10 protein-coding genes are annotated in these 11,027 nt (G+C 65.0%); all 10 read left to right on the forward strand.

The window, feature by feature from the left end:
- Positions 1-143: 143 nt before the first annotated feature.
- The 10 genes from QOC76_RS07005 to QOC76_RS07050 all read left to right on the forward strand — a co-directional run bounded on the left by QOC76_RS07005 (position 144) and on the right by QOC76_RS07050 (position 11,027).
- Positions 144-1,205, forward strand: a complete 1,062-nt coding sequence (locus tag QOC76_RS07005; protein WP_526355585.1) for a pyridoxal phosphate-dependent aminotransferase — start codon at positions 144-146, stop codon at positions 1,203-1,205.
- Between the two features lie 16 nt (positions 1,206-1,221).
- On the forward strand, positions 1,222-2,370 hold the full coding sequence (locus tag QOC76_RS07010; RefSeq protein ID WP_526355587.1) for a flavin-containing monooxygenase: 1,149 nt from the start codon (positions 1,222-1,224) through the stop codon (positions 2,368-2,370).
- Positions 2,371-2,413: 43 nt separating this feature from the next.
- Positions 2,414-4,744 carry an MMPL family transporter gene (locus QOC76_RS07015; RefSeq protein WP_526355589.1) on the forward strand — a complete coding sequence of 777 codons (2,331 nt, stop codon included), beginning with the start codon at positions 2,414-2,416 and terminating at the stop codon, positions 4,742-4,744.
- Positions 4,745-4,911: 167 nt separating this feature from the next.
- Positions 4,912-5,784, forward strand: a complete 873-nt coding sequence (locus QOC76_RS07020) for a ParA family protein (RefSeq protein ID WP_526355591.1) — start codon at positions 4,912-4,914, stop codon at positions 5,782-5,784.
- Positions 5,781-6,614 (forward strand): segregation/condensation protein A, encoded by an 834-nt coding sequence (locus QOC76_RS07025; protein ID WP_526355593.1) that lies wholly within the window; start codon positions 5,781-5,783, stop codon positions 6,612-6,614. Before QOC76_RS07020 ends, QOC76_RS07025 begins: the two co-directional genes overlap by 4 nt.
- On the forward strand, positions 6,607-7,368 hold the full coding sequence (scpB, locus tag QOC76_RS07030) for an SMC-Scp complex subunit ScpB (protein WP_526355595.1): 762 nt from the start codon (positions 6,607-6,609) through the stop codon (positions 7,366-7,368). Before QOC76_RS07025 ends, scpB begins: the two co-directional genes overlap by 8 nt.
- A 1-nt stretch (position 7,369) precedes the next feature.
- Positions 7,370-8,140 (forward strand): pseudouridine synthase, encoded by a 771-nt coding sequence (locus tag QOC76_RS07035; protein WP_526355597.1) that lies wholly within the window; start codon positions 7,370-7,372, stop codon positions 8,138-8,140.
- Positions 8,137-8,823, forward strand: coding sequence for a (d)CMP kinase (gene cmk, locus QOC76_RS07040; RefSeq protein ID WP_526355599.1), 687 nt, complete (start codon positions 8,137-8,139; stop codon positions 8,821-8,823). Before QOC76_RS07035 ends, cmk begins: the two co-directional genes overlap by 4 nt.
- Positions 8,820-10,235, forward strand: coding sequence for a ribosome biogenesis GTPase Der (gene der / locus QOC76_RS07045; RefSeq protein ID WP_526355601.1), 1,416 nt, complete (start codon positions 8,820-8,822; stop codon positions 10,233-10,235). The genes cmk and der overlap by 4 nt, the downstream gene beginning before the upstream one ends.
- Positions 10,236-10,244: 9 nt before the next feature.
- Positions 10,245-11,027: a sulfite exporter TauE/SafE family protein gene (locus QOC76_RS07050; protein ID WP_526355603.1), complete on the forward strand. Its 783-nt coding sequence runs from the start codon at positions 10,245-10,247 to the stop codon at positions 11,025-11,027.

Here is an 11,027-nt window from a genome sequence, read left to right on the forward strand (position 1 = left end):
CCGAATACCGCCACCACAACGGCCTACCCATCACCCCGGACTGGATGAAGTAAGTACGACATGGAAACCGTAGTTCTTATCGACGCCTCAACGGCATTGCCCGAACTTGCCGTCATCGTCCCAACAACCAAGGGTCCAGCCTCATGACGATCGTTGCGGAATCCGGAGTCATTCTGCGGAGCCGAAAGGCTCCGCCTCCCGCACCCACACAGTTGCCGCACGCGGTCGATCCACTGGCACTGGCGCTCAACGAGAGTCCCTTTGCGCCGTTGCCTGCGGTACGTACCGCCCTGATCGAGTCGGTACTGGCGGCCAACCGGTACCCGGATTTTTTGCCGGAGCGGTTGCGTCGGCTCATCGCCGGCCGAATCGGCGTGCCTGAGGAGCAGGTCAGCCTCGGCGCAGGCGCGACCGGAGTAATGATGCAGGTGATGCAGGCGATGACCGATCCCGGCGATCGGATCGTGATCACGGATCCTACTTTTGAGGGATATCCCATCATCGCGGCGATGACTCGACTGGTTACGGTCAAGGTTCCCCTCGACGAAGAGGGTCATCATGACCTGGACGCGATGGCAGAAGCTGCGTCGGATGCGCGAGTGGTGGTTATCTGCAGGCCTCACAACCCCACTGGCACAGTGGAATCCGCAGCAGATATCGAAGCGTTCCTCAAGCGGATCCCGAGCGACACGGTGGTGATCCTCGATGAGGCATATGTTGAGTTCGTAGCGCCCGGTTTCCGCCTCGATTCGGTGTCATTGATCGAGCGATTCCCCAACGTCGTAGTGATGCGCACCTTCTCGAAGGCGTACGGCCTGGCCGGCCTTCGGATTGGATACGCCTTCAGCTCTTGGGAATTGGCCGCCAAACTGTGGGCCATGCAACTACCGTTCGGCATGGGCATTACCAGCCTTGTCGGGGTGGCAGCGTCCTACCAAGCGGAAAATCAGCTGCAACAACGCATTCGGATGATCACCGCTGAGCGTCGCAATCTCCGTATGAGACTGCGGTCCATGGGTATTCACTGCACCGACGGGCACGCCAACTTCGTGTATTTGCCGGACGCCGGACGTTCGTGGAACGAAGTGTTCGACGAAGAGGCCGGTGTACGTGTCAAGCATTACGTCGACGGCGGCGTACGGATAACAGTGGGCGGACGGTCATCGACGGGCGCAGTGCTGAAGGCACTGAGGCACAAGCTATAAGTCAGGGGGAAGACACATGCGGGAACATCAGGTCGTTGTGGTCGGTGCCGGTCCATCTGGGGTAGCGACCGCGTTGAGCCTGCGGGACAGGGGACTTCGCCCCTTGCTCATGGATCGCGCCGATCATGTCGGATCGTCCTGGAAGGCACGATACGACAGGCTGAAGCTCAACACCGGGCGACGAACGTCTCACATGCCCAACCGGCCCTATCCGAAGGGGACCGGTGCCTTCCCGACTCGTGACCAAGTCGTCGAACACCTCGACAGGCACGCGCACGAAGAAGGAATCGAGCTGCTGCTCGGTACGAGCCTCAACCGCGTCGACCAGACCGCAGGCGGTTGGCAGCTGTCGACAACGGCGGGCGACATCGTCGCGAGGCAGGTCGTCATGGCAACCGGCTACGAACACACGCCGAAGCTTCCCGACTGGCCCGGTCTCGACACCTTCACCGGCGAGGTGTTGCACTCGTCGCGATATCGCAATCCCGAGCCTTTCGTGGGGAAGCGAGTTCTTGTGGTCGGCGCAGGCTCATCCGCGATGGAGATCGTGCACGACGTCGCGACTGGAGGCGCCTCCGCGGCATGGTTGGCCGTCCGCACCGCGCCACACATCGCGATTCGCGCGTTACCAGGAGGCTATCCGTCCGACTACATCGCCAATCGTCTGTTCGACTCGCCGCTTTGGTTGGCCGACAACCTTTCTCGGGTCGCCCAGCGGTTGGATGTGGGCGACTTGACCGAGTACGGCTTGCCTGCGCCGGCAGAGGGGATGTTCTCAAGAGGAAAGCGATTGGGCCGCGCGCCCGTGATCGTCGACCGGGAAGTGATCCATGCGATCCGAGCAAGGGCCTTTGCGGTGGTTCCGACCGTCGATCGGCTCTACGGCGACTCGGCGTTGCTGATAGACGGCAGGGTGCTCGAGCCTGAGGTCGTCATCTGCGCAACCGGATACGTTCGCGGCCTGGAACCGATAGTCGGCGACTTGGGCGTGTTGGACGACAGGGGTGTACCGAAGTCGATCGGCGTCGACTCTGCCGCCCCGGGCTTGCGCTTCATCGGTTTCCTCTCCCGCCCCGGGCTGATCTCGTTCGTTGCGAAACAGTCTCAGCAAGTCGCCAAGCAGATCGCCGATGAACTCGACGTTGTGCCGGTTCCGACGTCTTGATGTCACGATGCACCGCTGAGGAGCCGCCGAGGAAGGGCGAGACGTGCTTCATGGCTTGACGAGACTTGCCATATCCGCTCCGCGGCGCGTGCTCGCAATAGCGATCCTGGTGATTGTCGGCTGTGCGGTTTTCGGCGTGCCGGTGGCTAAGAGCCTGTCAGGCGGCGGGTTTCGTGACCCGACATCGGAATCGGCTCGAGCCTCAGCAGTACTGGCGGATACATTCGACCGACCCGACACACAGTTCCTTCTCATCGTCAGCTCAGAGCGCGGCGTGCGCGATCTGCAGGTTGAGGCGGTGGGCACCGACATTGTCGGACAGTTGAAGGAAACGCCACATGTCGCATTTGTGGAATCGCCGTGGAGCGTTTCGCCCGACGCCGCTGCGGACCTGATCAGCAAGGACGGCAAGTCAGCGCTGATCGCCGCCGGACTGACCGGTGACGAAAGCGACACAGCTACCTATGCAGCGGACTTGTCAGACCGCCTGGTGCACGACCATGACGGGATCACCATCAAGGCCGGCGGTTCGGCGGTCGTGAATGCCGAAATCAACAAGCAGACCGAGCGGGATCTTCTGTTGATGGAGTCGATTGCGATTCCGCTGAGTTTTCTCGTCCTCGTTTGGATTTTCGGCGGGCTAATTGCCGCGACGCTGCCGATGATGGTTGGGGCGATGGCCATTTTCGGGACCTTGACCGTGCTGCGCCTGACGACGTTCGTGACCGATGTATCCATCTTCGCGCTCAATCTCGCAACGGCCATGGGGCTGGCGCTGGCCATCGACTACACACTGCTGATCCTCTCCAGGTACCGCGACGAACTCGCTGACGGCTCCCCCCGCGAACAGGCGTTGATGCGCACCATGGCGGCTGCCGGTCGTACGGTGTTGTTCTCAGCGTTGATCGTCGGACTTTCGATGCTCCCTATGGCCTTGTTCCCGATGTACTTCCTCAAGTCGTTCGCGTACGCCGGCATCTCGGTTGTGGCTTTCGCCGCGTGCGCTGCGCTTGTCGTGACCCCGGCCGTCATTACGCTCCTGGGCGCGCGCCTCGACGCGTTGGACGTGCGGCGGCTGCTTCGGCGGGCGCTGCGCCGTCCTCAACCGGTGACCCCGCCGGTGGAGAGGACGTTCTGGTACCGCACCACCAAGTTGGTGACTCGCCGAGCTGTTCCGCTGGGGCTGGCGGTCGTGACCTTTCTGCTGCTGCTCGGCACACCATTCCTCGGAGTGCGTTGGGGGTTCCCCGATGAGCAGGTGCTGCCCACGTCGGCATCTGCACATCGTGTCGGTGACGAACTACGCGAGAACTTCGCGACCAACCCGGCGACCGCAGTCACCGCCGTCCTTACTGACATCGGGGATGTCACGCCCCAGGAGCTCGACGGCTACGGCGCCGACCTGTCCAAGGTTCCTGACGTGCCGTCCGTCTCGGGGCCGGGCGGCACCTACGTGGCCGGACAGCGGACGGGCCCACCGTCAGCGCCGACGGGGCTGGCTGACGGCAAGGCGTACTTCACCGTCGCCAGCACGACATCGGTGGCTTCCGAGGCGTCGGAGCACCAGCTGGATCAGCTACACGATGTCGCGCGGCCCGGCGGAGCGCAGGTGCAGATGTCGGGTATCGCTCAGAGCAATCGTGACATTGTCCACGCGGTGACCAGCGGACTCCCTGCGGTACTCGGTCTGATAGCCGCGACCACGTTCATCATGCTCTTCCTGTTGACGGGAAGTGTGGTCCTTCCGCTCAAGGCGCTGATACTGAACGTGTTGTCGCTCACCGCAGCATTCGGCGGGCTGGTATGGATCTTCCAGGACGGGCACTTCGGGGGCCTCGGGACCTCGATCACCGGCACGCTCGCCGTCACGATGCCCGTGCTGTTGTTCTGCATCGCATTCGGTCTGTCGATGGATTACGAGGTGTTCTTGCTCTCGCGGATCCGCGAATACTGGCTCAGCTCCAATCAGACCCGCGCGGACAACGACGAAGCGGTGGCGCTGGGTCTGGGCCATACCGGCCGAGTGGTCACTGCTGCAGCGGTGATCATGTCCATCTCCTTCGCTGCGCTGATCGCGGCCCAGGTGTCGTTCATGCGCATGTTCGGCGTCGGGCTGACCTTGGCCGTGTTGATGGACGCGACACTGGTGAGGTTGGTGCTGCTGCCTGCGTTCATGCACGTCATGGGACGGGCCAACTGGTGGGCGCCCGCGCCGCTGGTCCGATTGCACAAACGCATCGGGATCAGCGAGTCTCCCCCGCCGGGTCGACACGCTCGACCGGAAGCAGAGGTCGCAGCCAGCCGCCCTCAAGCCGACGTCGGCGAGGAGCCCGCCATCGAGCCCCCCGTCGACGTAATAAGCCCTAGTCGATGATCCGCCCGCGGGTCTGCCTGTCCAGGCCCCCGCGCCCCGTTAAACTTTCCCGATGTTCGCCATGGCCCTGCGTTGTCTGACCGCTAGAGCCGAGGCATGACTCCCCGAAGGCGACCGCGAGTGAGGATCGCCGCGCAGCGAGGACCGGAGCGAGCGGGAGCCGAGGCATGACAGAGGACGGCGCCGGCGCCGATCCGCCCGCTCAAGCGGGACTCACCGGTCGTCCGCCGCGGACGATCCCCGAACCCGCGCCCAAGAACGTGCACGGACCGGCGAAAGTCATCGCGATGTGCAATCAGAAGGGCGGCGTCGGCAAGACCACCTCGACCATCAACCTGGGCGCCAGCCTTGCCGGATACGGCCGGCGGGTGTTGCTGGTGGACCTGGACCCGCAAGGTGCGCTGTCGGCGGGGCTCGGTGTGCCGCACTACGAGCTCGACCACACCGTTCACAACCTGCTGATCGAGCCGCGCGTCTCCGTCGACGACGTCATCATCCACACGCGGGTCAAGAATATGGACCTCGTGCCCAGCAACATCGATCTGTCGGCGGCGGAGATTCAGCTGGTCAACGAGGTCGGCCGGGAGCAGTCGCTGGCACGCGCGCTGCATCCGGTGTTGGACCGCTACGACTACGTGCTGATCGACTGCCAACCGTCGCTCGGCCTGCTCACCGTGAACGGGCTGGCCTGTTCGGACGGCGTCATCATCCCGACGGAATGCGAATACTTCTCGCTGCGCGGTTTGGCGCTGCTGACCGACACCGTCGACAAGGTTCACGACCGGCTGAACCCCAAGCTGAGCATCAGTGGCATCCTGATCACTCGCTACGACCCGCGTACCGTCAACGCCCGCGAAGTGATGGCCCGCGTCATGGAGAGGTTCGGTGATCTGGTGTTCGACACTGTCGTCACCCGTACCGTGCGCTTCCCGGAAACCAGTGTTGCGGGTGAGCCCATCACCACGTGGGCGCCGAAATCCGGTGGTGCTCAGGCATATCGATCGTTGGCCCGTGAGGTCATCGACCGGTTCGGTTCGTGAACACGCAGACTCGGCCGGCGGAGGCGCAGCAAACAGGCTTCCGGGTTCGGCTGAGCAATTTCGAGGGTCCGTTCGACCTGCTGCTGCAGCTGATCTTCGCGCACCGTCTGGACGTGACCGAGGTGGCGTTGCACCAGGTGACCGACGACTTCATCGCCTACACGAAGGCGATCGGTCCCCAGCTCGAGCTCGATGAGACCACCGCCTTCCTGGTGATCGCGGCGACGCTGCTCGACCTGAAGGCCGCACGCCTGCTGCCCGCAGGCGAGATCCACGACGAGGAGGACCTGGCCCTGCTCGAGGTGCGCGACCTGCTGTTCGCGCGTCTGCTGCAGTACCGCGCGTTCAAGCACGTGGCCGAGATGTTCGCCGAGCTCGAGGCCGCCGCCCTACGCAGCTATCCGCGGGCGGTATCGCTGGAAGACCGCTATGAAGACCTGCTCCCCGAGGTGATGCTCGGCGTCGACGCGCAGCTGTTCGCCGAGATTGCCGCGAGCGCATTCACCCCGCGCCCGGTGCCGACGGTGGCCACCGAGCATCTGCACGAGGTGATCGTGTCAGTGCCCGAGCAGGCCGAACAACTGCTGGCTGAGCTGCAACGCCGCGGGTCGGGGCAGTGGGCGACCTTCTCCGAGCTGGTCGCCGACTGCCGGGAACCGATCTTGATCGTGGGTCGGTTCCTGGCGCTGCTCGAACTGTATCGAGCACGGGCGGTAGCATTTGAGCAATCAGAACCGCTTGGTGTGCTGCAGATTTCGTGGACCGGAGACCGGGCATCCAGCGAAGAGATCGAAGCCACTGAGACGGTGGAAGAGCCTAACGATGACTGACGAATATTCCGATCCGCGCAATGGCGATGCCCGCCCGGTCAACGGTGGCATCTCCGAAGGCGTCAACGGTGACATCCCGGATCTCGACCATCTGGGTATCGACGTCGCCGAGCCACCCGAATTGCAGGACGCCGAGCTCGGCGCGGTACTGGAGGCGCTGCTGCTGGTGGTGGACACGCCGGTGACCGTCGATGCGCTCGCCGCGGCGATCGAGCAGCCCGCCTACCGCGTCTCGGCCAAGCTGCAACTGATGGCCGGGGAATTCGCCAACCGCGGCAGCGGCATCGATCTGCGCGAGGCCGCCGGCGGGTGGCGCATGTACACCCGAGCGCAATACGCGCCCTATGTCGAGCGGCTGTTGCTCGACGGTACCCGCACGAAGCTGACCCGCGCGGCCTTGGAGACACTGGCCGTGGTGGCCTACCGGCAGCCGGTGACCCGCGCCAGAGTCAGCGCCGTGCGCGGTGTCAATGTGGATGCGGTGATGCGGACCCTGGTGGCCCGCGGCCTCATCACCGAAGCGGGCACCGACGGTGACAGCGGCGCCACTACCTTCGCGACGACCGAATTGTTCCTGGAGCGACTCGGCCTGTCGTCGCTGACCGATCTTCCCGACATCGCGCCGCTATTGCCCGACGTGGACGTCATCGACGATCTGACCGAAACACTTGCCGACGAACCACGTTTCATGAAGCTGGGTACGCCGACAGCAACCGGGTCGCAGCCGATGCCGTTCGACGTGGACAAAGACTGAGATGGCCGATTCCGGGAACCCCGGTCCTCCTCGCGTACGGGAAGGCGTCCGGCTGCAGAAAGTCTTGTCGCAGGCCGGTATCGCGTCGAGGCGGGTAGCGGAGAGGATGATCATCGACGGGCGCGTCGACGTCGACGGTCGAATCGTCACGGAACTCGGAACCCGGGTTGACCCCGACGTGTCGGTGATCCGCGTTGACGGAGCGCGGGTGATGCTCGACGACACCCTGGTGCATCTCGCATTGAACAAGCCCCGCGGTATGCACTCGACCATGTCCGACGACCGCGGCAGACCCTGCATCGGTGATCTGGTCGAACATCGAGTACGCGGTAACAAGAAGCTCTTTCACGTCGGGCGCCTCGATGCCGACACCGAAGGGCTGATGCTGCTCACCAACGACGGTGAGTTGGCGCACCGGCTGATGCATCCCTCCTTCGAGGTGCCCAAGACGTACCTGGCGACGGTGCAGGGAGCGGTGCCGCGCGGTCTCGGCCGTAAACTGCGCGACGGCATCGAGCTCGACGACGGGCCCGCACGTGTCGACGACTTCGCCGTCGTGGACGCCGTCCCGGGCAAGACGTTGGTGCGGGTCACCCTGCACGAAGGCCGCAAGCGCATCGTCCGCAGGATGCTCGCCGACGTCGGCTTCCCGGTACAGGAACTGGTCCGCACGGACATCGGTGCGGTCTCGCTGGGTGACCAACGGCCCGGCAGCATCCGCGTGCTGGGCCGCAACGAGGTCGGCGCGCTGTACAAGGCGGTTGGCCTGTGACCGACTCCGTGGTGATCGCGGTAGATGGCCCCGCGGGAACCGGAAAGTCTTCGGTTTCAAGAGGTCTGGCTCGGTCGCTGGGCGCGCGATACCTGGATACCGGGGCGATGTACCGAATCGTGACGCTGGCGGTGCTGCGATCGGGCACCGGCCTCGGAAACACCCCGGCCATCGAGTCGGCGGCCGCGGACGTTCCACTGTCGGTCGGCTACAACCCGGATGAGGATCGCGCTTACCTTGACGCAGAAGATGTTTCGGCCGAGATCCGTGGCGATGCGGTGACCAAGGCGGTGTCTGCGGTGTCGGCGGTGCCCGCCGTGCGGGCTCGCTTGGTGGGGCTGCAGCGTGAGCTGGCCGCGGGTCCCGGCAGCGTTGTGGTGGAGGGCCGTGACATCGGTACCGTCGTACTCCCGGACGCCGACGTGAAGATCTTTCTGACCGCATCGGCGGAGGAGCGGGCGCGGCGGCGCAACGAACAGAACGTCGCCTGTGGCTTCACCGATGACTACGAATCGGTACTGGCCGACGTCAAGCGCCGCGACCACCTCGATTCGACCCGCGCGGTGTCTCCGCTGCGGGCGGCCGACGACGCGGTGGTCGTCGACACCAGCGACATGTCGGAGTCCGAGGTGATCGCTCACCTGGTCGAACTCGTCAAGCAACGGGCGGGCGCGCCGCGATGACAGATCCCGATGGCACCTGGGCCGACGAAAGCGATTGGGAGCTGGTCGAATCAGAGCCCGGCGACGACGACTCGGGCGCTGACGCCTCCGGTCCGCCTCCAGTGGTGGCGGTCGTCGGACGACCCAACGTCGGCAAATCCACTCTCGTCAACCGCATCCTCGGCCGCCGCCAGGCGGTGGTGCAGGACATCCCCGGCGTGACGAGGGATCGTGTCTCCTACGACGCCAACTGGGTCGGGCGCCGATTCATGATCCAGGACACGGGCGGCTGGGAACCCGACGCCAAAGGTCTGCAGCAGTTGGTCGCAGAGCAGGCGTCGGTGGCGATGCGCACCGCGGACGCGATCATTCTCGTCGTCGACGCCGTGGTGGGTGCCACGACGGGTGACGAGGCGGCGGCGCGAATCCTGCGCAGGTCCGGCAAGCCCGTCTTTCTCGCGGCCAACAAGGTGGACAGCGAGCGGGGGGAGGCCGACGCCGCCGCGCTCTGGTCGCTGGGGCTGGGGGAGCCGCATGCGATCAGTGCGATGCACGGTCGCGGGGTGGCCGACCTGCTCGACCGGGTCGTCGAGTCGTTGCCTGCGGTGTCGGAGGCCGGGGTCGGCGGCGGCGGCCCTCGGCGGGTGGCTCTCGTGGGCAAGCCGAACGTCGGCAAGAGCTCGCTGCTGAACAAGCTTGCGGGCGACGAGCGGGCCGTGGTGCACGACGAGGCGGGCACCACCGTCGATCCGGTGGACTCGCTGATCGAATTGGGCGACAGGACTTGGCGTTTCGTCGACACAGCCGGGCTGCGCCGGAAAGTCGGCCAGGCCAGCGGGCATGAGTTCTACGCCTCGGTACGCACCCACGGCGCGATCGACGCCGCCGAGGTGGTCATCGTGCTGATCGATGGGTCTCAGCCGCTGACGGAACAGGATCAGCGCATCCTGTCGATGGTGATCGAAGCGGGCCGCGCGCTGGTGTTGGCCTTCAACAAATGGGATCTCGTCGATGAGGACCGCCGCTACGACCTCGTCCGTGAGATCGAACGCGAGCTGGCGCAGGTGCATTGGGCTCCGCGGGTAAACATCTCAGCCAAGACCGGCCGTGCAGTGCAGAAGCTCGTGCCCGCCTTGGAGACGGCGTTGGAGTCGTGGGACAGCCGGATCTCGACGGGCAGGCTCAACACGTTCCTCAAAGAGGTGGTGGCTGCCACGCCGCCGCCGGTTCGCGGCGGCAAGCAGCCCCGCATCCTGTTCGCGACCCAGGCCACCACACGGCCGCCGACGTTCGTGTTGTTCACCACCGGTTTCCTGGAGGCCGGGTACCGCCGATTCCTCGAGCGACGGCTGCGGGAGACATTCGGCTTCGAGGGCAGCCCGGTCCGCATCAACGTGCGGGTGCGCGAAAAGAGGGGCGCGCGCTCTCGATAGGTTGGTTCGATGCCCGTTATCGACATGATCCTCATCTTCTTGGCGGGTGTCGCAGCGGGAGCCATCAACAGCCTCGTCGGATCGGGCACACTCGTCACGTTCCCGACGCTGGTCGCGCTGGGTTATCCGCCGGTGGTTTCTACCATGTCGAATGCGATCGGGCTGGTCGCCGGGGGGCTTTCGGGAACCTGGGGTTACCGGCGAGAACTGCGAGGCCAATGGGACCGGCTGCGTTGGCAGATGCCTGCGTCGTTCGTCGGAGCGCTGCTGGGGGCGTGGCTGCTCCTGCACCTGCCGGAGACGGTGTTCATCGAAGTGGTGCCGGTGCTGCTGATCGCGGCACTGATTCTGGTGATCATCGGGCCGAAGATCCAGAACTGGGCACGCAGGCGGGCGGAGGCGGCGGGCCAGTCGGCCGAACATGTGTCGCGGGGCCGGATGGTGGCGCTGGTGATCGGCACGTTCGTCGTCGGCATCTACGGCGGATACTTCACCGCGGCGCAGGGAATTCTGCTGATGGGCGTGATGGGCGCGTTGCTGCCCGAGGACATGCAGCGGATGAACGCCGCGAAGAACCTGCTGTCGCTGATCGTGAATGTCGTTGCGGCGGTGGCGTACATCACGGTTGCGTTCGACCGGATCAGTTGGCTGGCAGCGGGACTGATCGCCCTGGGCTCGTTGATCGGCGGGTGGCTCGGCGCACACTACGGACGCCGGCTGTCGCCGAATGCGCTGCGCGCGTTCATCGTAATCGTCGGCCTGATCGGGCTGTACCGCCTGCTGACGGTCTAG

Source organism: Mycobacterium sp. (genome assembly GCF_032159565.1).
In the GTDB taxonomy this organism is placed as follows: Bacteria; Actinomycetota; Actinomycetes; order Mycobacteriales; family Mycobacteriaceae; genus Mycobacterium.

Excerpts from the sequence above, each read along its gene's own strand:
- QOC76_RS07005 (WP_526355585.1), top strand. The coding sequence starts at position 144 with ATGACGATCGTTGCGGAATCCGGAGTCATTCTGCGGAGCCGAAAGGCT.
- QOC76_RS07010 (WP_526355587.1), top strand. The coding sequence starts at position 1,222 with ATGCGGGAACATCAGGTCGTTGTGGTCGGTGCCGGTCCATCTGGGGTA.
- QOC76_RS07020 (WP_526355591.1), top strand. The coding sequence starts at position 4,912 with ATGACAGAGGACGGCGCCGGCGCCGATCCGCCCGCTCAAGCGGGACTC.
- scpB (WP_526355595.1), top strand. The coding sequence starts at position 6,607 with ATGACTGACGAATATTCCGATCCGCGCAATGGCGATGCCCGCCCGGTC.
- QOC76_RS07035 (WP_526355597.1), top strand. The coding sequence starts at position 7,370 with ATGGCCGATTCCGGGAACCCCGGTCCTCCTCGCGTACGGGAAGGCGTC.
- der (WP_526355601.1), top strand. The coding sequence starts at position 8,820 with ATGACAGATCCCGATGGCACCTGGGCCGACGAAAGCGATTGGGAGCTG.
- QOC76_RS07050 (WP_526355603.1), top strand. The coding sequence starts at position 10,245 with ATGCCCGTTATCGACATGATCCTCATCTTCTTGGCGGGTGTCGCAGCG.